The following is a 26,108-nucleotide window of genomic DNA, read 5'->3' as shown; positions in this document are numbered from 1 at the left end:
ATCCACTTTAATAGGTGGATAGTTTTTTATTTATGATTCTTTTAAATTATCCACTAGTTGCTCCGCTAAACGTCTATACATATTACTCATAGTCACGAAGGATGTTAGTAGTAGAAATTTTTCTAGCTTTGTATCTTCTAAGGAAGAAATCTCATTTACTTCTGTAACACGGTTATTTACGTCTTGTTTAAAGCTTTCGACATTGCTTTCAGTAAGAGCAAGATAATTTTTGTATAACGTATTTAATTCGAATGAATCATCATTTAATAAGGAGTCATTTATAGTTTCTAATGAACTTTTTATGTCGTTAATGGAGAGAGCTCCCTTTAATTGATAAATTAGGCTAATTAAAATCATATGTTCTTTTGAATACTTTTTATTTTTGATAGGGATGAATAGTTTCCCTTTTGCGTAATTATTAATCATCGTTTTTGTTAATACTTTTTCATCATCAGTTCTCGTTGTATCTGCATAAGTATTCTCAAATAGTTGGACAACTTGATCTACATATAAGTCAACATTTGGAATATCCTCAAGTTTAATATTTTTTTCTAAATGCAATGTCTCAAGTAATTCATTTATATTTTCCACGTAGAATCCCTCACTTTTATAACTTAGCGGAACTTAATGTCTAATTAATATATCTTTAAATATGGTATTACGAAACAAATGAATTGTAAATGTTGACCTTAAAAAGAAATGTGTATATAATTACATGTAGTTATCAAAACTACATGTAATTATATGAGGGGTGTTATTATGAATGCTTATGTAAGGGAACCAGTTAATGCATTTACTCACTTAGGTGGAGCGATATTATCATTTATTGCCTTATTAGCTATGCTTGTGAAAGTTTCTATCAAGATGCCATCATTTGCTGCAATTACAGCTGTTATTTTATTTGGTATTGGAATGATGGTCCTTTATACGGCGTCAGCTGTATATCATAGTGTTGTGGCCAATGAGCGTGTTATTTACTTCTTTAGGAAGTTAGATCATTCTATGATTTTTATATTAATTGCAGGTACATATGCACCCTTTTGCTTAATTACATTAAATTCAGCAAGTGGTTTACTATTATTTTGTTTAGTCTATGCAACTGCGATTTGTGGCATTGTATTTAAAATGTTTTGGTTTAATTGTCCAAGATGGTTATCGACAGCAATTTATATTACGATGGGTTGGTTAATTGTTTTATTTTTTGCACCGTTAGCTGAGAATTTAAGTACAGGAGGCATTATTTTCTTAGTACTTGGGGGCATTTTTTATACAATTGGTGGATTTATTTATGGAACAAAGCCAAAATGGTTAGAGTTTAAATATATGGGGCATCATGAAATTTTTCATGTTTTTGTATTATTAGGTAGTCTTGCGCATTTTCTAAGTGTATATTGTTACGTAATTTAATAAAAAAACGCCACATAATTTTTATTATGTGGCGTTTTTTTATTACCTGATTAGAATCGTATATGTTATAAAATTATTATGGGATAAAATGTAAGTTTCTGTGTTCGCATGTTAAACATAGGATAAGAAATATGTGATATACTTTGAGAAGTTTATAATGAATGAAATATGGAGGACTATAATTATGGCAATACTTGTAACAGGTGGAGCAGGATATATTGGTAGTCATACATGTGTAGAATTACTAAATAGCGGTTACGAAGTTATAGTAGTGGATAATCTTTCGAATAGCTCGGTAGAATCTATAAATCGAGTGAAAGAAATAACAGGAAAACAATTTAAGTTTTATAAAGAAGATGTTTTAAATCGCGAAGCGCTTGACGCAATTTTTGAAGAAAATGCAATTGAAGCAGTTATTCACTTTGCAGGATTTAAAGCTGTAGGGGAGTCAGTAGCGATTCCATTAACATATTATCATAACAACATTACAAGCACGTTAGTGCTATGTGAAGTAATGCAGAAACATAATGTAAAGAAGATGATCTTTAGTTCATCTGCAACTGTATATGGTATCCCAGAAACGTCACCGATTACGGAGGAGTTTCCATTAAGTGCAACAAATCCATATGGTCAAACGAAATTAATGATTGAGCAAATTATGCGTGATGTAGCATTTGCAGATGCAGAATGGAGTATCGCATTACTTCGTTATTTCAATCCATTTGGTGCACACGAAAGTGGGCGTATCGGAGAAGATCCAAATGGAATCCCAAATAACTTAATGCCATATGTAACGCAAGTAGCAGTAGGTAAGTTAAAAGAATTAAGCGTATTCGGAAATGACTATCCAACGAAAGATGGAACAGGAGTCCGTGATTACATCCATGTTGTGGACTTAGCAAATGGTCATGTAAAGGCGCTTGAGAAAGTACTGATTACAACAGGAGTAGATGCTTATAACCTGGGCACAGGCATGGGCTATAGTGTACTAGAGATGGTTGAAACGTTTGAAAAAGTTTCGGGCAAGAAAGTTCCTTATAAAATTACAGAGCGTCGCCCAGGTGATGTGGCAGTATGTTTTGCTGATGCATCGAAAGCAAAGCGTGAATTAGGCTGGGAGGCAACACGCGGATTAGAAGAAATGTGTGCAGATTCTTGGAAATGGCAATCAAATAATAAAAATGGCTATTTAGAAGTTTAATGATGAATATAAAAAAATGACCTTTGCATAAAAGCAAGAGGTCATTTTTTATTAAGTTTATTAGCGAACCTAGAAAAGAACGTTCGCTGTTTTAAATGATATGATTTTACAATATCGTATGCTAGAAGGTAGTAGAATGAGATAGAGGAATGTATTATTTTATTAATTTTTTATAGAAATTGAAAGCGTATTATTGAAAAGTATTCCAACACTTGTATCATTGTTAGAGTCCGTTTATAATCAAGGAATCCTAGTTCATGTTTTAATAGGATTATTTATTATTGAAAGCGTTTTAAGTTCGCTCCTTTTTGAGGTAGGAGGTCTGACTTATTTGGATGAAAAATTATGTATGTAGTTTTAAATGGGAAGAAAAATAATATAAGTATCACTTTATAGTGTGGGGAGGTTAAAAGTGTGAAAGGTAAAGATTTTCACACGAATATATATGGGTTATGTAGGATTATTACTTTCAGGGGCAGCTTTATTTTTAAATAGTCTTGTTATATTAGGGAAAGCAGAGATGAAAAGTGCGGGTGTTTTTAATTTATTTGTGGGTGCACTACAAATTATTATTCCGTTTTATTTGATCATGATTTCTGACCAAAGCAATTGGACAGTGTATTCATATGCGGCTACTTTCTTATTTGGATTAACTTATTTATATGTAGGTGTTACTTTTATAAAAGGAATGGATAGTAGTGGTCTAGGATGGTTTTGTATTTGGGTAGCAATTATAGCCTTATTCTATATGGTTGTTTCATTTGTTCAATTCCATGATGTTGTTAATGCGTTAACGTGGTTTATGTGGGCATTACTTTGGTATTTATTCTTTGTATTAAATACACAAAAGAAGAACATTAATCAATATCTTGGAAGGATTGCCTTCGTACAATCATGGGTAACATTGACTTTACCTTCACTCTTTTATTTTATGGGAGTGTGGGGAGAGGGATTTGTATATGAACTATGGGTTTATGTATCAGTAATTTCTATTTTGTACTTCTGTTATTGTATTTATAAATATCGAGTACGTTAATATATTATCTGCATAAAGGCATGGAATCGTTAAACTGATTTCATGTTTTTTTATATATTAGCGTTTTATAATAAAAGAGGTGGTATCTTATAAATCATGAAAATGGGGGTGATGAAATTGAAGAAAGTGTTGGTGCTAGGAGGAACAAGATTTTTTGGTAAACATTTAGTAGAGTACCTTTTGCAAGCTGGACACGATGTAACAATTGCCACGAGGGGAATTACCGAAGATTCTTTTGGTAATGCAGTAAAAAGAATAATTGTCGATAGAGAAGATGGAAAGCTACTAGAAGAGCGTCTAGAAGGAAAAAGTTATGATATTGTATACGATAATTTATGCTATAGCTCGAATGCAGCAAAGATAGTATGTGAAGTGTTACGAGGGAAAACGAAGAAATACGTTATGACATCTTCAATGGCTGTCTATGAACCTGCATTAAGCTTGTTAGAAGAGGACTTTAATCCAAATGAATATGCAATTACATATGGAGATAGGAATGATTTTAATTATAGTGAAGGAAAGAGATTAGCCGAAGCGGTTTTATTTCAATATGCAACATTCCCAGTCGTTGCAGTACGTTTTCCAGTTGTTATTGGAGAAAATGATTATACGAAAAGGTTACAATTTTACGTTGAATGTATCGTGAACCAAAAACCTATCGCTATGGATCATGTAGATGGAACTTTGTCATTTATACATGAAAAAGAAGCGGGAGAGTTTCTAGCTTGGTGCGGAATGGAAAATGTGAGAGGACCAATTAACGCATGTAGTAATGGTGTAGTTTCTACGGAAGAAATTATTCATTTTATAGAAGAGAGGACGGGAATAAAAGCACTCATTCAGGAAGGTGGGGAAAATATAGCTCCTTATAATGAGGTAACTAACTGTACGTTACATAATGGAAAGGCTCGTGAATTTGGATTTTTGTTCCGAGAGCTGAAACTAGAAATAAAAAATATTTTAAAACATTATATAAATACAATGAAGTAATCATAAATCCCCCGGTGGCAATCCGGGGGATTCTGGAGGATTTCGACAATACTGATTTTACATTACCAAATTTACCTTATACGTACGACTAATGTTTTTGTGATTGAATTGCTTGTAAATACTTCTCGTTTACTTGGTCCCAGTTTACTGTATGCCACCAGTTGGTAACAAACTCTGGGCGCCTATTTTGATACTTTAAATAATAAGCATGTTCCCATACATCAATTACGAGTAAGGGGATTTTCCCTTCTTGCAAAGGTGTATCTTGATTTGGTGTACTCATAACAGAGAGTTCCTCACCGTCAAGAACAAGCCATCCATAGCCACTTCCAAAACGACTAATAGCTGCTTTGGAAAGTTGATCTTTTAAGTTGTCAAAGGTATTGAAATAATAATCAATTACTTTTGCAACGTCTCCATTAGGCTCACCGCCACCTCGTGGGCTCATCACTTCCCAAAAAAGACTATGACAATAGTGACCACCACCGTTATTTCGTACAGCTGTAACAATTTCCTTCGGTAAAGCATCTAAATTACATAGCAATTCTTCTAAAGATTTATTATGTAATTCAGTATAATTTTCTAAAGTAGCATTTAAATTGTTTACGTATGTCGCATGGTGCTTTCCATGATGAATGGAAAGTGTATTGCTATCAATATGTGGCTCTAGTTCATCATAGTCATATGAAAGCTTTGGCAATTGAAATGAAGACATAACATTACCTCCTTTCGATTTAAAAAGTTGGTCTAGGTAAAAATACTTTACCTGAGTCAAAAATACACCCATTTTCCATATAAGTCAATAGTAAGTCTATTAATTTTCTGAAAAATATTACAATAAAAGTAACACTCTCACTTTCATTTGTGACTCCTATCCTTTTTGCTTATACTGTAAAGTAGCAGGGTTTTGTTGAAATAGAAGGAGATTGTTTATGAGTAAAACGAAACAATTAATAGAGGAAGCAAGTAATTTTATTACGACTTGTTATAAGGAGCTTCATAAAGAACAATTGATAGAAGAACGTATAAAAGAAATTCAAATTGAGATAGAGCAGACAGGGACATATGAGCATACATTTGAAGAACTTGTTCATGGTTCACGAATGGCATGGCGTAACAGTAATAGATGTATTGGAAGACTATTTTGGAGTAAGATGCACATATTAGATGCGCGCGAAGTAAATGATGAAGAGGGTGTATATAATGCATTAATTCATCATATTAAATATGCAACGAACGACGGGAAAGTTAAACCAACGATTACGATTTTTAAGCAATATCAAGGTGAGGAAAATAATATAAGAATTTATAATCACCAATTGATTCGATATGCAGGATATAAAACAGAGACGGGAGTGATTGGTGACTCTCATTCCGCTACATTTACAGACTTTTGTCAGGAGCTTGGTTGGCAAGGGGAAGGTACGAATTTCGATGTATTGCCACTTGTGTTCTCTATAAACGGGAAGGCGCCTACATATAAAGAAATTCCGAGAGAAGAAGTAAAAGAAGTGCCAATTGAACACCCAGAATACCCTATTTCATCACTTGGAGTAAAATGGTATGGGGTTCCAATGATCTCAGATATGCGCTTAGAAATTGGCGGTATTTCTTATACAGCCGCTCCGTTCAATGGATGGTATATGGGAACAGAAATTGGGGCGCGCAACTTAGCAGATCATGATCGTTATAATTTACTTCCAGCTGTTGCGGAGATGATGGATTTAGATACATCGAGAAATGGTACGTTATGGAAAGATAAGGCGTTAATTGAGTTGAATATTGCCGTACTACACTCCTTTAAAAAACATGGAGTTAGTATTGTTGATCACCATACTGCTGTACAACAATTTCAGCAATTTGAGAAGCAAGAAGCTGCTTGTGGTCGTGTTGTAACAGGTAATTGGGTATGGCTTATTCCACCATTATCTCCAGCTACCACCCACATTTATCATAAACCGTATCCGAATGAAATTTTGAAGCCAAATTTCTTTCATAAATGATATTTAGTGTAGGTTTTTTCTGTGAAATATAATTTTTTTAAATTACTGTTATGTAGCAAATGGAAGCCTTTACTCTCGGTTATTTTTGGAAGAGGCTTTTTGAACCAAGGAGTTCCTTATGTTATAATCAAATTTCTGTTTCGAAGACCTTATAGAAATATAAGGTCTTTTGTTTTGCTTTTTTATGTAAGAGGAAGAGATTTTTTCTTTTTAATAAGGGATTTGGCATATTTTTAGGGACAACATAAGTATGTGGGAAGTCGATAAAATGTTATGCATATATAATTATTGTGTTTTGGTTTTAAACAATAAAACATAATAAAGTTGTTTTTTTAGATTGCTGAGGAAGGAGGAAGTGTAAATGAGGATGAAGAGTCGAAAAACTGATTGGCCTGTATTTATTATTAGTGGTGGTTCACTTTTATTATTTGTAATTGCAGTTTTTTTGAGCAAGGATTATGTAGAGAGTGTGATTAATAAAAGTTTCGCTTTTTCAATTAAATATTTCGGTGCCTTCTGGCAAGTTTTATTATTAGGTACATTTATTGTTGCGATGTGTATGGCGTTCTCCAAATATGGGAGAGTTAAGCTTGGGGGATTAGAAAAACCTGAGATTAGTACGGCAAAATGGCTTGCTATTATTATGTCTACATTACTTGCCGGAGGTGGCGTTTTTTGGGCAGCAGCAGAGCCAATGTATCATTTGATGACGGTGCCACCAATACATGATGGTATATCTGCTGGAACGAAAGAAGCAGTCATGCCTGCTTTAGCACAAAGTTATATGCATTGGGGATTTTTAGCATGGACGATTTTAGGTACAATTAGTGCGGTAGTTATGATGTATGGACATTATCATAAAGATATGCCGCTAAAACCTCGAACGCTTTTATATCCTATTTTTGGGGAAAAATTAAGAAAGAGCCTGCTTGGAACGATAATTGATGCAGCTGCAATTATTGCAGTAGCTGCAGGTACAATTGGCCCAATTGGATTTTTAGGTTTACAAGCAAGTTATGGATTACAAGAATTATTTGGAATTTCTGATGTGTTTACTACTCAATTAGCAATTATTGTTTGTGTGGTGGCCGTGTCTACCATATCGGCAGTAACAGGTATTGATAAAGGGATTCAAATTATAAGTAATTTAAATGTTAGATTAGCAATTGTATTAATGGCATTCATATTACTATTTGGGCCAGGTGGATTTATTATTGATTCGTTTGTTTCTTCGTTTGGATTTTATGTAAATGAGTTTATACCGATGAGCACATACCGTGGTGATACAAGTTGGTTAGGATCTTGGACAATCTTTTTCTGGGGATGGTTTATTGGATACGGACCAATGATGGCAATTTTAGTGAGTCGAATTTCAAGAGGGAGAACGATTCGAGAAATCATCGTTGCAATTGGAATTATCGCACCTATTATTACAACGTTTTGGTTTACTATATTAGGTGGATCAGGCGTGTTTTATGAGTTGATGAATCCTGGGTCTATCTCGGACGCATTAAGTGAATCTGGTATGCCGGCAGCTATGATTGCAATTACAGGGCAATTGCCACTTTCTAATATTATTGGACCAGCATTTCTTTTATTAACAATTTTATTTGTAGTGACAACAGGAGATTCAATGGCTTATTCCATTTCAATGGCAGTGACTGGAGACGGAGATCCTAGAATTAGTTTGCGAATTTTTTGGTCGCTTATTATGGGGGCAGTTGCAGCAATTCTTTTATATATGGGTGAAGGAAGTATTAATGCTCTACAATCGTTTATCGTAGTAACGGCAGTTCCGGTATCAATTTTATTATTCCCAATGCTATGGTTAGCACCTAAAGTTGCGGGAGAATTAGCATTAAAACAAGGTATTGTAAAAGAAGAAGATAAAACTGCATTCTTATTTCAGAAGGCTAGTAAATCAAAATAAATAAACACGTAAAAGAGAAGCATCTTAAATGAGATGCTTCCTCTTTTACGTTTAATCTAATACTTTCCCCTTTGTTTCTGGTACACATAGTAGCATTGTAATTAACCCGATTGGGTAGATGATAAAAATCAAGGACAATGCTCCAAGTAGGTTGCCACCTGTAGCAAGTAAGCCAATAATAACAGGTCCAAATCCAGCTAATCCACGTCCTGTACCGAAAATAAAGTTTTCTGCGGTAGAGCGAGCCTCAGCAGGATAGTTCTCAGCTAAAATTGCTCCAAATCCTCCCATCATTCCATTTGCAAAGAATCCAAGCAATGCACTTCCCCATAATAATAATGTTGAATCTGTGAATAAGAAGAAGTAAATGAGACAGTATACTGTACCACCAATATAATAGATTGCAAAAGTTTTACGACGACCAATTTTATCAGCCAGAATACCAAAGATTGCAATTCCAATTAGCATACCGATGGTAGAAATGAACATCCAGCCACTTGCTTTTGCTAATGTATAGTTATATTTATTTGCTAAAATAGTGGGCATCCATGTGAAGATTCCGTAATATCCGAAGTTCTGGATAAACGACATAATAATAAGACCGATTGTTGTAATTGTTACTTTTTTATTGGCAAATAACTTTCGAAGTGGGAATTTTTTTATATGTTTTAGTTGTTCTGCTTCAGTAGTTGTTAATTTACCTGCAGCTTCTTTTTGCAATAGTTCCTTTTTGTAGCGTTGTTTTTGCTCCCATATTTTCGGTTCACTTAAACTTTTGCGGACATAGACAGCTAGTAAAGCTGGAATTAATCCAAATAAGAAAACGGCTCTCCATCCAAAGTGCGGGACAATAAATGCTGGAAGGATTGAAGCAACCAATACACCAAATTGCCATCCAAGTGCAACAACAGATGTCGCTTTAGCACGCATTTCTTTAGACCATGTTTCTGTTACGATGGCCATTCCGATTCCGAATTCACCACCAACTCCCATTCCAACTAAAAAGCGCAGAATTAATAATTGCCAGTAGTCTGTTGCGAAATAAATGAGTGCGGTTGCTAGTGAAAACAGTAAGATTGTGAAGGCCATTGTACGAATACGGCCAAATAAATCAGCAATAAATCCAAATAAATAAGAACCAATTAACATCCCTATTGTGGTAGCTAATGTTAAGTTTCCACCTTCAACAGGACTTAAGTGAAACTCTTTTAAAATATAGACGAGTACGAAAGATAATAACAACATATCTAAACCTTCTGCTGCATATCCTAGCGCAGAACCAAATAATGTTTTATATCTTTTCGCTTTCGTCTCCTCTGTTGTTTGTTGTACATCAGTAGTGACGTTCATTATTACTCCTCCTTATTTTCTACAGTCGCTATGGAAGAATAACAAAAGGCCTTCTCACCTGATATGATGAGAAGGCCAAAAAAGCATACGTATCCCCAAAAAAGAACATACGTATATTGTATTCCGACTTCCTTCTCAACCTCACGGGGTTGGGTTAAAGGACTGTATTATATTACTTTATTTTTAGCACTCTTCTATTGTATTGTCAAATAAAGAGAAAGTTATTATGTGTAAAATATTTCAAAAAACATTTCGTTCTTCTTGACGCCGACTTCATTATTTTCCCATAATAAAACTAACTAAATAAAAAGGAATGAATCAAAGATGCTAAATTTAGTACTCATGATGATTGAACGAGTCGGACTTATAGTTATTTTAGGATTTTTACTCTCTCATATTAAAACTTTCAGACGCCTCCTTCATAAACAGGATGGCTATGTAGATAAGCTTAAGCTTATTTGTATTTTTTCGGTATTTACAATTGTAAGCAATTACACTGGGATTGAAATAGCAGGAAATACGATTATGAATGAAAACTGGTTACAAGGTGTTTCTTCGTCAAGCACAATTGCGAATACGCGTATTATGGGTGTTGGTATTAGCGGCTTACTTGGTGGCCCTATTGTAGGGGTTGGAGTAGGATTTTTTGCTGGTATTCATCGTTATATGCTTGGTGGTACGACAGCGTTAAGCTGCGCAATCTCTTCTATTTTAGCTGGGATTATAACTGGTTATATCGGATATATTTTCAAAAAATATAATCGTACAATTACTCCTAAGTTTTCAGCAGTTTTAAGTATTTTTATCGTATCTTTAGAAATGCTTATGATTTTATTAATTATAGAGGATGGAATTAGCGTTGTGAAAACAATAGCGATACCGATGATTCTTGTAAATAGTTTTGGCAGTTTTATTTTACTTTCTATGATACAAGCTATTTTGCGTCAGGAGGAGAATGCAAAAGCGCTTCAGACTCATAAAGTATTGCGTATTGCTGATAAAACGTTACCGTATTTTCGTCAAGGCTTAACAGAAGAATCGTGTAAGCATGTGGCACAAATTATTCACCGCTTTACAGGAACGGATGCGGTATCTTTAACAGATACAGAGAAAATATTAGCGCACGTTGGATTAGCATCAGATCATCATATTCCTTCACATAGTTTAATAACTGGTTTGTCGAAAGAAGTTTTAAATACAGGGAAAATAATGAAAGCAAAATCACGTGAGGTCATTAATTGTCAACATGAAGGATGCCCTTTGCAAGCGGCGATTGTTATTCCACTAACTTCGCATGGAAATACGATAGGGACATTAAAACTGTATTTCAAAAATCCTAACCAGTTAAGTCGTGTGGAAGAGGAATTAGCAGAAGGGTTAGCAAAAATATTCTCTACACAACTTGAATTAGGGGAAGCTGAGTTGCAAAGTAAATTACTTCAAGATGCGGAGATAAAAGCATTACAAGCGCAAATTAACCCGCACTTTTTATTCAATGCGATTAATACAGTATCAGCTTTATGCCGAACAGATGTAGAAAAAGCAAGGAAGTTATTATTACAGCTCAGCGTGTATTTCCGTTGTAATTTGCAAGGAGCACGTCAGTTATTGATTCCGCTAGAACAAGAATTAAACCATGTACAGGCATACTTATCACTAGAACAAGCACGGTTCCCAAATAAGTATGAGGTAAAGATGTATATTGAGGATGAGCTAAAGACAATTTTAGTACCACCATTTGTTCTTCAACTATTGGTTGAAAATGCATTGCGACACGCTTTTCCGAAGAAGCAACCAGTATGCGAAGTGGAAGTGCATGTTTTTGAAAAAGAGGGTATGGTTCACTTTGAAGTAAAAGATAATGGACAGGGAATTGATGAAGAACGTTTAGAACAATTAGGAAAGATGGTAGTTTCGTCAAAGAAAGGGACTGGAACAGCTTTATATAATATTAACGAACGTCTTATTGGTTTATTTGGGAAAGAAACGATGCTTCATATCGAAAGTGAATTAAATAAAGGGACGGAGATTACCTTTATTATTCCAAAAAAAGTAGGGGAGGAAGAACCGGGTGTTAAAAGTATTAGTAGTTGACGATGAAATGTTAGCACGTGATGAACTAAAGTATCTATTAGAGAGGACGAAAGAAGTTGAGATAGTTGGTGAGGCTGATTGTGTGGAAGACGCATTAGAAGAACTAATGCAAAGTAGACCAGATATTGTGTTTTTAGATATTCAATTATCCGATGATAACGGATTTGAAATCGCGAATATATTAAAGAAGATGAAAAATCCACCTGCAATTGTATTTGCTACGGCCTATGATCAATATGCGTTGCAAGCATTTGAAGTAGATGCGTTAGACTACATTTTAAAACCATTTGATGAAGAGCGTATTGTGCAGACATTAAAGAAGTATAAAAAACAAAAACAAGCGCAAACAGAAACGAAGCACGAAATAAAGGGGACAGATGTAACAGCAGAGATGCATAAATTAGCATTACCAATTGAAGAATCAATCGTACTTGTGAATATTGAAGATATTATATATGTAGGGCTTGTAGATGGGAAAGTAACAGTAAAAACAATGAGGGAAACGTATGTAACACATGATACACTTGTAATTTTAGAGAAGAAGTTACCACAAGCAAGCTTCATGCGTGTACACCGTAGTTTTATTGCGAATATTAATCATATTACTGAAATTCAGCCATGGTTCAATTCTACTTATAATTTAATTATGAAAGAAGGATCGAAAGTACCTGTTAGCCGTACATATGCAAAAGAACTCAAGAAGCTGCTTCGTATTTAAGAAGCAGCTTTTGTATTTCATCCTTTTATATTTGTAACTGATTCTGTATATTTGACGTTCTGTTATGTAAACGCTTACTTATTCATTTACATCCTATACAATAAAGGTACCAAATCGAAAGAGGTGGCCAAAATGAGTACGAAAAAAGTATATAGTTTCTTATCACAAGCATTCATATTCTCAGCTATTATGTTAATTTCTAATATTATTGCAACACATTTACCAATTCCAATGCCTTCATCGGTAATCGGGTTAGTTATTTTATTTAGTCTATTATGTTTAAAAGTTATTAAATTGGAGCAAGTTGAATCACTTGGAACAGCTTTAACAGGTATTATTGGATTCTTATTCGTCCCATCAGGTATTTCAGTTATTAATTCTCTTGGTGTAATGGGGCAGTACTTTGTACAAATTTTAACTGTAATTGTTGTCGCAACAGTTATTTTACTCGCTGTAACAGGATTATTTGCACAATTCATTTTAGGAAAAGATGAGAAAGAAACAGAAGATACAAAAGAATTGAAAGTAGTAAATAAAGGACGCAAGCACGGAAAGGTTGCGTAACCACTACATTTATATATTGTTAGGAGGTAATAAATATGGCAAGCACAATGACTCCATATTTCGGAATCGTCGTTTCATTAATCGCATACGGGATCGGAACATTATTATTCAAGCATTCAAAAGGATTCTTTTTATTTACACCATTATTCGTAGCGATGGTATTAGGGATTGTCTTTCTAAAGGTAGGTAACTTTACTTTTGAAGAATATAATACTGGCGGAAAAATGATTAGTTTCTTCTTAGAACCAGCAACAATTGCATTCGCTATCCCACTATATAAACAAGTAGATAAGTTAAAAAAATATTGGTGGCAAATCTTATCGGCTATCGTGGTTGGATCTATTTGCTCAGTAATTGTCGTGTTCATTGTTGCAAAAGCAATCGGTTTAGATACAGCAGTAATGAATTCAATGTTACCACAAGCAGCAACAACAGCAATTGCGTTACCAATTTCAGAAAGTATTGGTGGTATTCCAGCAATTACATCTTTTGCAGTTATTTTTAACGCAGTTATCGTATACGCATTAGGGGCATTATTCTTAAAAACATTTAGAGTGAAACATCCGATTGCAAAAGGTTTAGCACTTGGAACAGCGGGCCATGCATTAGGAGTTGCAGTAGGAATTGAAATGGGTGAGGTAGAGGCAGCGATGGCAAGTATTGCTGTAACGGTAGTTGGGGTTGTAACAGTAGTTGTCATCCCAATGTTTATGCCATTCATTGGATAGTAAAACTGACTTAAAAAATAAGAAAAGCAAGCTATTTGTAGGACAGATTTCTACTGATAGCTTGCTTTTTATGTTACAGTAGTGGTAAGACCTATTTAAAAAAATGGAAGTTTCCTTAAATCTTCATTAATACTATGTAGAATACGTTTTGAATTAGGGCATTGTATTGTAAAATAAGAAGTAAGCTACTTATATACCTGTTAAGGTAGGCATATAATGAGTTTATAAAAATCTTAATATGAATGAATAATTAAAAGTAGAAAAGAGAGAGAAATCTACTTATTAACGTTTTAGTTTATAGGACAGGAGAGAGTATTCGTCGATTATGCAAATAAAAAACCTGTTTCAAAGCAAAGGATTTCAGAGGTTACTCGTATTAGTAATACTTGCTCTCGTGTTATACGGGCTGCAAAGTATGTTGAATTTAATATTAATTACGTTTATTCTCACGTATTTAATGGATCGATTCCAAAAGTTTATTTCCCGCAAATTAGATCATTTCATGCCTATTAATCGAAAAATTATTATAGCATTTCTATATGTAATGTTAATTGGTGGAATTGCTATTACGTTATTTAAATATTTACCAGTATTGACGATACAAATTTCACAACTGATTTACCAATTCAATGTATTTTTAAGAAACCCACCAGATAGTGAACTAATTAAGTATGCAGTTAATGCTGTCAATCATATGGAGCTTTCTAAATATGTAGGACAAGGCGTAGACATTTTGTATAAATCGATTACAAATGTTGGTAAATTCGGCCTTCAAGTTTTACTTTCTTTAATTTTGAGTTTGTTTTTCTTACTAGAAAAATCTCGTATTTTTGGTTTTACTGCAAAGTTTAAAGAAAGCAGGCTTGCAATTTTCTATACTGAAATTGAGTACTTCGGAAAGAAATTTGCACGTTCATTTGGAAAGGTAATCGAAGCACAATTTTTAATTGCTGTTGTTAACTGTGTTCTTTCAGTTATCGCATTATGGATATTAGGATTCCCGCAATTATTGGGTTTAGCGCTAATGATTTTCTTGCTTGGCTTAATTCCAGTAGCGGGGGTTATCATTTCGTTATTCCCACTTTGTATGATTGCTTACAATATTGGCGGTATTATGTACGTTGTTTATATTTTAGTTATCGTAACAGTGATTCATGCGCTTGAAAGTTACGTATTAAATCCGAAGTTTATGTCGCAAAAAACAAATTTACCGATTTTCTATACTTTTATGGTATTAATTTTCTCAGAGCACTTTTTAGGTGTATGGGGATTAATTATCGGTATTCCAATCTTCATTTTCTTACTAGATGTTTTAGACGTAACAAGTGATGAAATTGAGAAGGATGTTGGAACAAAATAAAGTGAAGTGAAGAAAAAGCATCGATGTTCGATGCTTTTTCTTTTATAACATTATGTTTCTTATGCCATACTGTAAGGAGAATATAGAATAGGGGTGAAGTAATGGCTTTAAATGAAAAGGTAGAATTAGCTACATTTGCTGGAGGGTGTTTCTGGTGTATGGTTTCTCCGTTTGAAGAGATGGAGGGAATTATACAGGTTGTTTCAGGATATACAGGCGGTCATAAAGAGGACCCAACGTATAAAGAAGTGTGCTCGGAAACAACAGGACATTATGAAGCGGTACAAATTACATTTGATGCAAATAAAATGCCGTATGAGGAGTTATTAAATATATATTGGAGACAAATTGATCCGACTGATGTAGGTGGGCAATTCCACGACCGCGGACAGTCTTACGAAACAGTGATTTTTTATCATAATGAAGAACAACATAAAAAAGCAGAGGCCTCAAAAGAAGAGCTTGAGCAGAGTGGGCGCTTTTCAAAACCAATTGCGACAAAAATACTACCAGCAGCTATATTTTATCCAGCTGAAGAATATCACCAAGGATATCATAAGAAAAACACATTCCGCTATGAGTTATATCGTAAAGGCTCAGGACGAGATGCTTTTATTAAGCAACATTGGCCAAAGGATAATGCTCATTTAAAAGAAAAACTCAATGAGATGCAGTTTTATGTAACACAGGAAAATGGTACAGAACCACCATTTCGAAATGAGTATTGGAACCATAAAGAGGAAGGTCTTTATGTAGACATCGTTTCCGGTGAGCCGTTGTTTACTTCTCTAGATAAATTTGATAGTGGATGTGGATGGCCTAGTTTTACAAAACCAGTTATGTCAGCAAGTGTGAAAGAAAAGATGGATGTGAGTCATAATATGACACGTACAGAAGTGAGAAGTAAAGAGGGAGATTCACATCTTGGGCACGTATTTCCAGACGGTCCAGGACCAAATGGCCTTCGTTACTGTATTAATTCCGCAGCTCTTCGATTTATTCCAAAAGAGGAATTAGAGAAAGAAGGCTATGGCGATTTCCTAATCTTGTTTGGAAATAAAAAATAACCTCGCAGTTAGCGAGGTTATTTTTTTGTTATTTTGTTTTTTTCTTTTTAAATTTGCTTAATACTTCATAGACGATTGGAACAATAAGAAGTGTTAATAAAGTTGAACTTGTTAATCCACCAATTACCGTTACACCAAGTCCTTTAGAAATTAAGCCACTACCTTCAAATCCTAATGCAAGCGGGATAAGAGCACCGATTGTTGCAATTGCAGTCATTAAGATTGGTCGAAGGCGTGTTGCACCAGCTTCTAATAAAGCTTCACGTGTTGATAGACCTTCATTTTCTTTATGAATAACGCGGTCGATAAGCACGATTGCATTTGTTACAACGATACCGATTAACATAAGCGCACCAATCATTGCAGAGACACTTAATGTTTCACCAGAGATTAATAAGGCAACAAGAGCCCCGATGATTGTGAATGGTAGTGAGAATAAAATTGCGAATGGTGCAAGGGCACCGCCAAATGTAACGACAAGAACGAAGTATACAATGGCAATCGCAGCTAACATCGCTAGGCCAAGTTGCTTGAATGATTCTTCAATATCTTTAGTAACACCGCCCATGGAAACATCTACACCAGAAGGAAGATCCATTTTATCTACTTCTTTTTGTACTGCAGTAGATGCTTTTGAAACGTCATCAGATGTTAATTTGGCACTAACCTCTGCATAAACACGTCCATCTCGGTGTGTTACTGTATTCGATGTTTCACCTTCTTTTACAGTCATAACATCTTTCACAGCTACTTCATTACCAAGTGGTGTTGTAATTTTGCGATTTGTTAAGTCATCGATTGTTTCATAATTTTGTTTTTCAGCTTCTACATATACATTGATATCTTTACCGTCTTTTTTAATTGTTGTCAGAACAGGGCGATCATGTTGATTAGAAAGTCCCATTCCAATTTGAGCAGCCGTTAAGCCCATTTTACTTAGCTTTTCTTGATCTGCGACTAAAGTGTACTCTGCATATGTTTTTGCAATACTAGAATCTATATCTTTTAAGTCTTTATTTTTCTTCATGATATTTTGAATATCTTTTATGACAGGCTTAATGTCTTCTGAGCTATCTCCGTAAACGTATAGTTTAATTTCATTACTACCGCCACTTGCTCCGAAGTCTTGGTTTTTCCATTCGCCTTTGCCAGACATCTTCTGTAAATCTTTAACGACTTGTTCTTTCTCTTTTTCAAAGTTTTTCGTGTCGTTATCATATTGCACGAAGAACATTGCTTGGTTTGATTGACCAGGACTCATTGGATTCTCTCCACCTAATGAGAACTGAATTGTTTTGACGTCTTTATTATCTTGGAAGTGCTTCTCAGCTTTTGTTGCAATTTTTTCAACGTCTTCTAACGTTTGACCTGGTTCAGGGTTGTATGTTGCAATGATCATTTTTTCTTCTTCAGAAGGTAAGAAACTTACACCGATAACTGGTACAAGTGCAAGACTACCAACTAATAGAAGGACAGCGATACTTGATGTAATAATTTTGTGATTTAAAGCCCATGCAAGTATGCGTTTATAACCATTTGCTAATTTACTTGGTTTTTCTTCATGATGTACTTCTTTTTCCCTCATGCTCTCTTTCTTAAATAAGGAATGGGCTAGCATCGGTACGATTGTAACTGCTACTAGTAACGACGCTAATAAAGCGAAGACGATAGTTAAGGCGAATGGTAAGAACATTTCACCAATCATACCTTTTACAAGCCCTAGCGGTAAGAATACAGCGATTGTTACAATGGTAGAAGACATAATCGGGATAAACATTTCTTTCGTAGCTTCACGAATTAAATCTTTTCCGCGCAATTTCTCTTCTGATAACGACATACGTCGATAAATATTTTCAATAACAACAATTGAGTCATCGACAACGCGGCCTATAGCAACTGTCATTGCTCCAAGTGTCATAATGTTAAGCGTAATATCCATTTGCTTTATGACTAAAACAGCAATTAATAAAGAAAGTGGTATTGAAACGACAGAGATTAACGTTGTTCGAATATTTCGTAGGAACAGCATAATAATAACAATCGCAAAGATAGCACCGAAAATTGCTTTGCTCAGCATTGTTTCTACTGATTTTTCAATAGGTGCACCTTGGTCGAATGTTGAAATAATCTCTAAGTCTTTATACTTTTTCTCAAGTTCTTTTACTTTATCTTTTACTGCATTTACAACATCAACTGTATTTGCATCAGAGGCCTTCACAATTTGAATTCCAATTGCTTCTTTTCCATTTGTTCGAGAAATGGATTCTGCTTTCCCAACTTCTTTAATGTCAGCAATTTCGTCTAATGTAACTGTTGGAATCCCGTTCATAGCAGCTGGATTCATTTGCGGCGTTTGTGCACCAGCGCCAGCATTTTGACTACCTTGACCGTTAGGTGAGGAAGGTATAGCTGGGATTTTGAGTTCTTTTAATGTTTTAATCGTTGTAATATTGCCATCTACAACAACTGATTTTTCCGTGTCTTTAAATGTGTATAAGCCAAGTGGTAAAGATACATCCGATCCCTTAATTACATTTTTTACAGTATCTTCACTTAGTCCTAGTTCTTTCATTTTATCTTTCTTGAAGACGAGCTGTACTTCGTCTACTTGTTGACCAGCAATTTGAACAGATGCAACACCATCAAGTCCTTTTAATCCTGGTACAACATTTTTTTCTACATTTTCAGTTAAGGTAGCTAAAGATTCATTCTTGCTTGCTACGCTTAACGAAATAACAGGAAAAGCATTGAAGTTTACTCGTGAAACTTTAGGGTCTTTAACACCGTCTGGGAGCTTCACATTCGTAAGAGCTTCTTTAATTTCTGTTTCTGCTTTTTCCATATTTTTATCAAAATCGTATTCTACTTGAATAGAAGATGCGTTTTGAAAAGATGATGAGCTTACAACGTTAACACCGCTTAAATTTTGTAGTTGTTCTTCCATCGGCTTTGAAACTTTATCAGCTACTTCTTCTGGTGTAGCACCAGGATAGACCGTAGTTACTGTTACAATCGGTGTTGTAATATCAGGAATTGTTTCCAGCTTCATATTGAGTCCAGAGTAGATCCCGGCAATAGTAACAATAATGGTTAGTAGCCAAACTGCGAACTTATTTTTTAACGAGAAATTGATGATTTTGTTCATGTTTGCGCTCCCTTTTTATTATATTGACCAACTGGTCAGTCTAATACATAATATAACTGACCGCTCGGTCAATCGTCAATAAAAAGAGATGGTATAATACATTTATAATAAGATGCGAGATTAAATTTAGGAGAGAAGATATGAAAGAAAAAGAGCGTTTAATTATAGAATCGGCTATGAAGTTATTTGCTACTAAGGGTGTAAATGCGACATCAGTGCAGGAAATTGTGACAGCTAGTGGTATATCTAAGGGAGCTTTTTACTTATATTTTAAATCGAAAGATGAGCTTTTATTAGCGACACTTCGATATTATTATGACAAAATCCAAAAGAAAATGCTGGATATTGAACAAGAGTCTTTATTACCACGTGAAAAATTTGCAAAACAATTACATTGTCAGTTTAATGATATACAAAAGCATAAAGAATTTATTATTATGCATGCGAGAGAAAATGCAATTCCGTTTAATAAAGAAGTGGAAGAATTTATGATGCGGATGAAGTTAGAGTCTCATGCATTTTATCGGAATAGTTTATTGTCCATTTATGGTGAAAAGGTTATGCCATATTTATTGGATTTAGTAATTATGGTAGAAGGCATATGCCGTGGGTATTTAGAATTAATTATTTTACAAGCACCAGAAATCGATTTATCGTATGTCGCTGCTTTTATTTTAAAAAGAGTAGATCATTTAGTAGATGGCTTAGTAGAATCTTCGGAAGAACCTATTTTACATGAAGAAAAGCTTGGAGAATTTCTTTGTAAATCCGAGCTCATTAAGGAACAAGTTAAAGAGCATTTTTTAAAAGAAATTATTGTATTTAAGCGTAATTTAGCTGATCAATTAGAGGATGATGAGTTGTTAGTAACGTTAGATGTTTTAGAGGCTGAAATACGATTGCTTAATCCAAGAATTCCGGTAATTAGAGGTATGTTAGCAAACTTAGAGGCGTATCCGGAATTAAAAGAATTTCAATTACGCCTTATAGGATACTACAATATAAAAAATTCTTAATAAAAATAAGTAAAAAACTCCTTGTCTACACAAGGAGTTTTTTCTTAAAGACTACTTACTGTTTTGAGACCATTCTTCAACATCCCAAACTTTTGTGATCCAATCTTCATAGAAGTCCGGTTCGTGACATACAAGGAGAATTGTTCCTTTATATGCTTTCATAGCCTTCTTAAGTTCCGCTTTTGCTGTAACATCAAGATGGTTTGTCGGCTCATCAAATAATAGCCAGTTACTTTCCTCACCCATTAGCTTACATAAACGAACTTTTGCTTGTTCTCCACCACTTAATTGACTTAATGGACGAGAAATATGTTCATTTTTTAATCCGCATTTTGCTAACATTGCACGAATTTGATGCTGGTCTAAACCAGGGAATGTATTCCATACATCATCAATTGGTGTTATATTATCAGCTTTAACTTCCTGTTCAAAGTATGCAGGCTCTAAGAAGTCACCAAGGCTTGTTTTACCGCTTAAAGGTTTAATTTTACCTAAGATTGTTTTTAGTAACGTTGATTTACCAACACCGTTACATCCAACAATAGCAATTTTTTCACCACGTTCAATCGTCATTGATAGCTTTGGTAGTAGAGGATGCGTATATCCGATTTCTACATTTTCACCTTCAAAGACGAAGCGGCTACTTGCGCGACTTTCTTTAAATGAGAATTCAGGTTTAATCGCTGTTTCTGGGCGATCAATAAGTTCCATGCGATCAAGTTGTTTTTGACGACTCTTTGCACGACCTGTCGTTGAATAACGAGCCTTGTTCTTTGCAATGAAGTCTTCTTGTTTTTTGATAAACTCACGCTGCTTTTCATAAGCGTTTATATGTTGATTTTTATTGATTTCTGCTAGTTCTAGGAATTTTTCATATGTCGCTGTATAGCGTGTCATTTTTGTGAATTCTAGATGGAAAATAACATCAACACATTTGTTCATAAATTCCGTATCATGAGAAATCAATAAGAATGCATGTGGGTATTCTTTTAAATAATTTGTTAACCAATGAATATGTTCAACGTCTAAATAGTTAGTAGGTTCATCAAGCAATAACACTTCTGGCTGTTCAAGTAATAGCTTTGCAAGCAATACCTTTGTACGTTGTCCACCACTTAGTGCTGAAACATCACGATCTAAACCAATTGCATCAATTCCAAGACCACGTGCAGCCTCTTCAATTTTCATATCTAGTAAGTAGAAACCACCTGCTTCAAGTGCATCTTGTATTTCTGCCATTTGCTCAAGAAGTTCTTCTAGTTCTTCTGGTGTAGCAGTTCCCATTTTTTCTGTAACTTCATTTAAAGCTTTTTCCTTTTCGAATAACGGTAAAAATGCATCCGCTAGTACGTCACGGATTGTACGCCCAGGTGTTAAAACAGTATGCTGATCTAAGTAGCCGTAATGTGTGCCCGGTGTCCATTCTACACGACCTTGGTCATGAATAAGCTGACCAGTAATGATATTCATGAATGTTGATTTACCAACACCGTTTGCACCAACTAATCCAACGTGCTCACCTGCTAATAATCGCATAGATACATCTTTAAATAATGTACGATCGCCAAATGTATGTCCTAATTTTTCAACTGTTAATAAGCTCATAGTATCCTCCGTCCAACTTGAAATAGTACCTTGAATCATGATACTAAATTCTTTCATATAATGCCATCATTTCAAAATGTATATTTTTTCAAAAGAAGTGTTTGTAAATGTTAGTATATAAAAAAGTTACTTCTACCTACAGAAGTAACTTTTTGGTTATGCCTTTTGTTTAACTTCACTAACTTTCTTTTCAGCTACAATAAAATGCGGTCTACGTTTTGTTTCATAATAAATACGACCAATATATTCACCAATAACACCGAGGAATATGAGTTGAATGCCACCAATAAATAGTATAGCGGAAATGAGAGTAAAATAACCAGGAACTTCCACACCACCAAGGATGATTTGAACGAACGTAGTGATTACGTATAAAAGTCCTAAAATGGTTGTTAGTAATCCAAGATATATAGATAGACGTAACGGTTTATTATTGAATGAAATTACACCATCAATTCCGTAATTTAATAATTTTGAGAAGGTCCATTTACTTTCTCCTTCAGAACGTAATACATTTTCATATTCAATGATTAATTCGTTATAACCGATCCAAGAGAATAAACCCTTTGAAAATCTGTTGTATTCACTTAAAGACACTAAAGAATCCACTGCTCTTCGACTTAAAAGTCTAAAGTCACCAATACCATCTACTAATTCAATATCTACAAACTTATTCATTACCTTATAGTAAAGACGAGAGATGAAAGAGCGAACGGGTGAATCACCAGTTCTTGTCCTTTTTGCAATGACTTGGTCGTAGCCTTCGTTATATCCTTCTAACAGTTCTTTTATTAACGTAGGAGGGTGTTGTAAGTCAGCATCCATAATAACAATTGCATCGCCTGTAGCATATTTTAAACCTGCTAACATTGCTGCTTCTTTTCCGAAGTTTCGACTAAATGATATATAATGTACCGATGAATCTGAACTAGCTAAATCACGTAAAATATTTAATGTATCATCTTTACTACCATCATTAACAAAAACAAATTCATAATCGGTAGTTAATTTATGAATTTCAAGAGAAGTCTCTGAATAAAAGGCTCGAAGCACCTTTTCTTCATTGTAGCATGGTACAACGATTGAAAGAGTCATTTTTGACACTCCTTGTTTGTAGTAGGTTAAAACAATGTTATGCGTTTTTATATGAAGCTATCCAATTTGATAGCTTCATGATTCATTGATTGCTCATTATTGCTTTTTAAAAGAAAATTTCCGTCGTGTTTTTGGATTTGTGAAAATTAGTAAAGCTACACAAATAATTAGTGAGATGATTGATATAATCATACCTAATTTGAAGTAAGGTGTAACGTAAGTCATTTCGATTACATGTGAGCCTTTTGTAATGGGAACACCGATAAAGGCAGAATTTGCTTTCGTAAATTCTTTTTCTTTTCCATCAACTTTTATAGTCCAACCTTTACTATATGGAACAGATAAATATAGGAGCCCGTCTTTATTTGAGTTGATATCCCCTTTTAAATAATTGTTCTTATAATAAATATTTTCAAGCCTATTTTCAGTTAATTTTTTTGTTTCTTTTTGTACACTTTCATAGTTTACGATATTTGCTTGTAAGTCACCTAATTCATACTCACCTGCCATATCAATAGAGATAGTTAGGTTTTCTGGACGATCATTGCCTAAATTGTAAACAAATCTTTCTAACGGATACGAGTATGCACCAGCATCGTCACCTTTTCCTATTGTTTTTCCATTAACAGTTGCATTGAATGTACCTGTATTTTTCAATTTTAATTCTATCAGTAGATCACCAGGCGTATTAGGATAATTGATAGGTACAATCATATTTCCAAAGCCATGAACAATTAGTTTTTTTCCTTCTTTTTCCATGTTTTCGAATTTTGCTTTTTCCGTTTTAATAGATACTGCCTTTGATTTAAGGTCTTGTTTATTAAAATGATTTAATGAAAATTCTTTTGTATTATTAACGACAATAGCATGTAATAATAATTGATCACGCTGAGCGAAGTTTAATTTAGAAAACTCTTCTTCACTTATAGCCGAATCATATACATATCCTAACGGTAAGGAATAGTCATTTTTGTAAATATTATATGGTCCTACTTGCTGTAATAGTTTATATCCATAAGGTACATTCTTTGGATCTGTATCAGCACTTAATACGCGATATTTTATACCAAGCATATTTTCAAGTAGTAGTCGACTGTCAGTTTGATAAAACATTGAAGGTGTATCGTACATTTGGAATACGCCATATTTATTTTTCATAAAGTCATGGACATAATAATTAACCAAGCTTTGATACGTACTTACGCCATGATATCCTTGTAGCATTGGTGTGTTATATTCGCTATATGGATTAAGAATACGATAAAAGTCTTTATCATTTTCTTGTATGTAGCGAATTGCAGCAATTTCTTCGCTATTATCATAGCCTGGTTCGTGTAACTTTTCAGTTGAAATTTGACTCTGTCCGTAAACGGTGCTAAGTATATTATTCGCATACATATAATTCATAGAAATTGTGCTAACGAGTACGTTCAATACAACTAAAAATTGTATGAAGGGTTTAGAAATATAACGCCATAGACATACTGTAATAACAGAAAGAACGACAGTTCCGAGTAAAATGTTATCAACGTCTTGTAAAGGTTTATCAGTTACATTTATATTTATTTTTCTATAAAATGCATAAATGAATAATCCAATAGACACTAATAAACTTATTAAATAAGGTAATTTGTAGTCTTTCTTATGAATAATCATCCAATCTAGAATGTATGCAATTGTTTGGGAAATTACAAATACAAATAAATAAAACCATCTAGATTGCATTGCTGAAAAACCATTAAACACAGAATATGTATATGGAAGCATAAACAGAATAAACATGAATAACGTAAAGAATACTTTATTTTTAATGAGTTTATCACGTATAAACATTCCAAATACGATTAAGAATAAAATTAAAGCTGGTAAAGCTAATTGATGATTTTCAGCATTATACATGAAGAAAATATTTTCCATTAAATCTTTATAAAATTTATCTTCAAATAATAATGGTATCTCAAACTTTTTTGATAATCGATCAGCGCTAAATACGGCATTAACTGATGGGAGGAAGCAAACGGCGGCTAAACCGAGTGATAATCCATACAATAAACCGATTCTAATATAATAAGTTAGAAAAGAGACAATCGTTTTATTTTGTTGTGTCGCAAAGTATTGGAATAATGCATAAATGAATATGAAAATACTTGTGATAAAAGCAAAATAAAAGTTTGATGCTAACATTAAAGTGGCAGCAATTAGGAAAAGTCCGCGCTTCTTTTCGATAATATATTTATCAAGCCCCCATATTACTAATGGTAAAAATACAATAGCATCAGCCATGAAATCCCATAGTAAAGAGTGGCGGATGAAAGTAACACAGCCACCATATATAATAGCAGCAACAAAAGATGAGAATGCTGTTTTATTATGGTAACGTAAAGAACCATACATGAATACCATAGCTAAAAAGTTTTTTAAAATACTCATGTATAATTTCACGTCATATACTTGCTCAAGACTTAGTTTAGGTAGTAACAGTGTAATCCAGAAAAATGGTGATGTGCTGTAATAATAACTAAACTCTCCAAATAAATCTCCACCTAACCCATAATCAAAGGACCAAAAAAGGTTGCCATCTTTAAAGGCATGTTGTAGAAGAAACGTAAAGAAGCCAAATTGACGTAACGCATCCCCTGTACCAGAAAAGGCTTGATTAGATGTTAAAAAGAAATAATGAAAAGCAAAAGCGCACAATAATAATATTGGCATAATTATCATTGTTTTCTTGGAAAAGAATTTATTATTCGGCTTTATGCTCATAAAAATTGATAATCCTCCTTTGAAAGTCGTTACATG

General features: G+C 34.1%; 20 protein-coding genes. 13 read left to right on the top strand and 7 right to left on the bottom strand.

The window, feature by feature from the left end:
* Positions 1-30: 30 nt before the first annotated feature.
* Complete coding sequence (locus tag AXW78_RS26180) at positions 31-591, bottom strand: DUF1836 domain-containing protein (protein ID WP_000427881.1); 561 nt, start codon at positions 589-591, stop codon at positions 31-33.
* 168 nt (positions 592-759) lie between these two features.
* On the opposite strand from AXW78_RS26180, the gene trhA reads away from it, so the two are divergent.
* The 4 genes from trhA (at position 760) to AXW78_RS26160 (ending at position 4,634) form a co-directional block, all read left to right on the top strand.
* Positions 760-1,407, top strand: a complete 648-nt coding sequence (gene trhA, locus AXW78_RS26175; RefSeq protein ID WP_000995363.1) for a PAQR family membrane homeostasis protein TrhA — start codon at positions 760-762, stop codon at positions 1,405-1,407.
* Positions 1,408-1,591: 184 nt separating this feature from the next.
* On the top strand, positions 1,592-2,608 hold the full coding sequence (gene galE, locus AXW78_RS26170) for a UDP-glucose 4-epimerase GalE (protein ID WP_061884819.1): 1,017 nt from the start codon (positions 1,592-1,594) through the stop codon (positions 2,606-2,608).
* Positions 2,609-3,053: 445 nt separating this feature from the next.
* Entirely contained in the window at positions 3,054-3,644 is a 591-nt protein-coding gene (locus AXW78_RS26165; RefSeq protein WP_000542569.1) for an AmiS/UreI family transporter, read from the top strand.
* A gap of 96 nt (positions 3,645-3,740) precedes the next feature.
* Positions 3,741-4,634, top strand: coding sequence for an NAD-dependent epimerase/dehydratase family protein (locus AXW78_RS26160; protein ID WP_102947788.1), 894 nt, complete (start codon positions 3,741-3,743; stop codon positions 4,632-4,634).
* A gap of 88 nt (positions 4,635-4,722) precedes the next feature.
* On the opposite strand, the gene sodA is transcribed toward AXW78_RS26160, so the two are convergent.
* The gene (sodA, locus tag AXW78_RS26155; RefSeq protein WP_000094037.1) at positions 4,723-5,349 is read right to left on the bottom strand and encodes a superoxide dismutase [Mn]; all 627 of its coding nucleotides are present in this window, start codon (positions 5,347-5,349) and stop codon (positions 4,723-4,725) included.
* Positions 5,350-5,566: 217 nt separating this feature from the next.
* Here sodA and AXW78_RS26150 point away from each other — a divergent pair, with 217 nt between their 5' ends.
* Positions 5,567-6,637, top strand: coding sequence for a nitric oxide synthase oxygenase (locus tag AXW78_RS26150; protein WP_000047636.1), 1,071 nt, complete (start codon positions 5,567-5,569; stop codon positions 6,635-6,637).
* Positions 6,638-6,998: 361 nt separating this feature from the next.
* Positions 6,999-8,567 (top strand): BCCT family transporter, encoded by a 1,569-nt coding sequence (locus AXW78_RS26145; protein WP_061884818.1) that lies wholly within the window; start codon positions 6,999-7,001, stop codon positions 8,565-8,567.
* A 51-nt stretch (positions 8,568-8,618) separates the two neighbouring features.
* Here AXW78_RS26145 and AXW78_RS26140 read toward each other — a convergent pair whose 3' ends face one another.
* Positions 8,619-9,917, bottom strand: a complete 1,299-nt coding sequence (locus AXW78_RS26140) for an MFS transporter (RefSeq protein WP_001103415.1) — start codon at positions 9,915-9,917, stop codon at positions 8,619-8,621.
* A gap of 324 nt (positions 9,918-10,241) precedes the next feature.
* Between AXW78_RS26140 and lytS the strand changes: the two genes are divergently transcribed.
* The 6 genes from lytS to msrB all read left to right on the top strand — a co-directional run bounded on the left by lytS (position 10,242) and on the right by msrB (position 16,448).
* Positions 10,242-12,011, top strand: a complete 1,770-nt coding sequence (gene lytS, locus AXW78_RS26135) for a two-component system sensor histidine kinase LytS (RefSeq protein WP_046946508.1) — start codon at positions 10,242-10,244, stop codon at positions 12,009-12,011.
* Positions 11,989-12,729: a LytR/AlgR family response regulator transcription factor gene (locus AXW78_RS26130; RefSeq protein WP_000921850.1), complete on the top strand. Its 741-nt coding sequence runs from the start codon at positions 11,989-11,991 to the stop codon at positions 12,727-12,729. Before lytS ends, AXW78_RS26130 begins: the two co-directional genes overlap by 23 nt.
* Positions 12,730-12,861: 132 nt before the next feature.
* Positions 12,862-13,293, top strand: a complete 432-nt coding sequence (lrgA, locus tag AXW78_RS26125; protein ID WP_000104901.1) for an antiholin-like murein hydrolase modulator LrgA — start codon at positions 12,862-12,864, stop codon at positions 13,291-13,293.
* A 35-nt stretch (positions 13,294-13,328) separates the two neighbouring features.
* Complete coding sequence (gene lrgB / locus AXW78_RS26120) at positions 13,329-14,021, top strand: antiholin-like protein LrgB (protein WP_000168869.1); 693 nt, start codon at positions 13,329-13,331, stop codon at positions 14,019-14,021.
* Positions 14,022-14,346: 325 nt separating this feature from the next.
* Positions 14,347-15,381, top strand: coding sequence for an AI-2E family transporter (locus tag AXW78_RS26115; protein WP_001166007.1), 1,035 nt, complete (start codon positions 14,347-14,349; stop codon positions 15,379-15,381).
* A 101-nt stretch (positions 15,382-15,482) separates the two neighbouring features.
* Positions 15,483-16,448: a peptide-methionine (R)-S-oxide reductase MsrB gene (msrB, locus tag AXW78_RS26110; RefSeq protein WP_001196951.1), complete on the top strand. Its 966-nt coding sequence runs from the start codon at positions 15,483-15,485 to the stop codon at positions 16,446-16,448.
* A 28-nt stretch (positions 16,449-16,476) separates the two neighbouring features.
* Here msrB and AXW78_RS26105 read toward each other — a convergent pair whose 3' ends face one another.
* A complete protein-coding gene (locus AXW78_RS26105; RefSeq protein WP_061884817.1) occupies positions 16,477-19,593 on the bottom strand; it encodes an efflux RND transporter permease subunit in 3,117 nt (1,038 codons plus the stop codon).
* 140 nt (positions 19,594-19,733) lie between these two features.
* Here AXW78_RS26105 and AXW78_RS26100 point away from each other — a divergent pair, with 140 nt between their 5' ends.
* Positions 19,734-20,609, top strand: a complete 876-nt coding sequence (locus AXW78_RS26100; protein WP_000659647.1) for a TetR/AcrR family transcriptional regulator — start codon at positions 19,734-19,736, stop codon at positions 20,607-20,609.
* Positions 20,610-20,660: 51 nt separating this feature from the next.
* Here the strand turns inward: AXW78_RS26100 and AXW78_RS26095 are convergent, their stop codons facing one another.
* The 3 genes from AXW78_RS26095 to AXW78_RS26085 form a co-directional block, all read right to left on the bottom strand.
* Positions 20,661-22,214 (bottom strand): ABC-F family ATP-binding cassette domain-containing protein, encoded by a 1,554-nt coding sequence (locus AXW78_RS26095; protein WP_000055410.1) that lies wholly within the window; start codon positions 22,212-22,214, stop codon positions 20,661-20,663.
* Between the two features lie 156 nt (positions 22,215-22,370).
* Positions 22,371-23,309 (bottom strand): glycosyltransferase family 2 protein, encoded by a 939-nt coding sequence (locus AXW78_RS26090; RefSeq protein ID WP_000175830.1) that lies wholly within the window; start codon positions 23,307-23,309, stop codon positions 22,371-22,373.
* A 96-nt stretch (positions 23,310-23,405) separates the two neighbouring features.
* Positions 23,406-26,072 (bottom strand): YfhO family protein, encoded by a 2,667-nt coding sequence (locus tag AXW78_RS26085; protein WP_061884816.1) that lies wholly within the window; start codon positions 26,070-26,072, stop codon positions 23,406-23,408.
* Between the last annotated feature and the right edge of the window lie 36 nt (positions 26,073-26,108).

Source organism: Bacillus thuringiensis (assembly GCF_001595725.1).
GTDB classification, from domain to species: Bacteria; Bacillota; Bacilli; order Bacillales; family Bacillaceae_G; genus Bacillus_A; species Bacillus_A thuringiensis_K.
This window is presented reverse-complemented; position numbering and strand designations above follow the sequence as displayed.

Coding starts and splice junctions, on each gene's coding strand:
- sodA (WP_000094037.1), bottom strand. CDS start 5,349: ATGTCTTCATTTCAATTGCCAAAGCTTTCATATGACTATGATGAACTA.
- msrB (WP_001196951.1), top strand. CDS start 15,483: ATGGCTTTAAATGAAAAGGTAGAATTAGCTACATTTGCTGGAGGGTGT.
- lytS (WP_046946508.1), top strand. CDS start 10,242: ATGCTAAATTTAGTACTCATGATGATTGAACGAGTCGGACTTATAGTT.
- AXW78_RS26150 (WP_000047636.1), top strand. CDS start 5,567: ATGAGTAAAACGAAACAATTAATAGAGGAAGCAAGTAATTTTATTACG.
- trhA (WP_000995363.1), top strand. CDS start 760: ATGAATGCTTATGTAAGGGAACCAGTTAATGCATTTACTCACTTAGGT.
- AXW78_RS26085 (WP_061884816.1), bottom strand. CDS start 26,072: ATGAGCATAAAGCCGAATAATAAATTCTTTTCCAAGAAAACAATGATA.
- AXW78_RS26095 (WP_000055410.1), bottom strand. CDS start 22,214: ATGAGCTTATTAACAGTTGAAAAATTAGGACATACATTTGGCGATCGT.
- AXW78_RS26145 (WP_061884818.1), top strand. CDS start 6,999: ATGAGGATGAAGAGTCGAAAAACTGATTGGCCTGTATTTATTATTAGT.
- lrgA (WP_000104901.1), top strand. CDS start 12,862: ATGAGTACGAAAAAAGTATATAGTTTCTTATCACAAGCATTCATATTC.
- AXW78_RS26140 (WP_001103415.1), bottom strand. CDS start 9,917: ATGAACGTCACTACTGATGTACAACAAACAACAGAGGAGACGAAAGCG.
- AXW78_RS26090 (WP_000175830.1), bottom strand. CDS start 23,309: ATGACTCTTTCAATCGTTGTACCATGCTACAATGAAGAAAAGGTGCTT.
- AXW78_RS26100 (WP_000659647.1), top strand. CDS start 19,734: ATGAAAGAAAAAGAGCGTTTAATTATAGAATCGGCTATGAAGTTATTT.
- galE (WP_061884819.1), top strand. CDS start 1,592: ATGGCAATACTTGTAACAGGTGGAGCAGGATATATTGGTAGTCATACA.
- AXW78_RS26115 (WP_001166007.1), top strand. CDS start 14,347: ATGCAAATAAAAAACCTGTTTCAAAGCAAAGGATTTCAGAGGTTACTC.
- AXW78_RS26160 (WP_102947788.1), top strand. CDS start 3,741: ATGAAAATGGGGGTGATGAAATTGAAGAAAGTGTTGGTGCTAGGAGGA.
- AXW78_RS26165 (WP_000542569.1), top strand. CDS start 3,054: ATGGGTTATGTAGGATTATTACTTTCAGGGGCAGCTTTATTTTTAAAT.
- AXW78_RS26105 (WP_061884817.1), bottom strand. CDS start 19,593: ATGAACAAAATCATCAATTTCTCGTTAAAAAATAAGTTCGCAGTTTGG.
- lrgB (WP_000168869.1), top strand. CDS start 13,329: ATGGCAAGCACAATGACTCCATATTTCGGAATCGTCGTTTCATTAATC.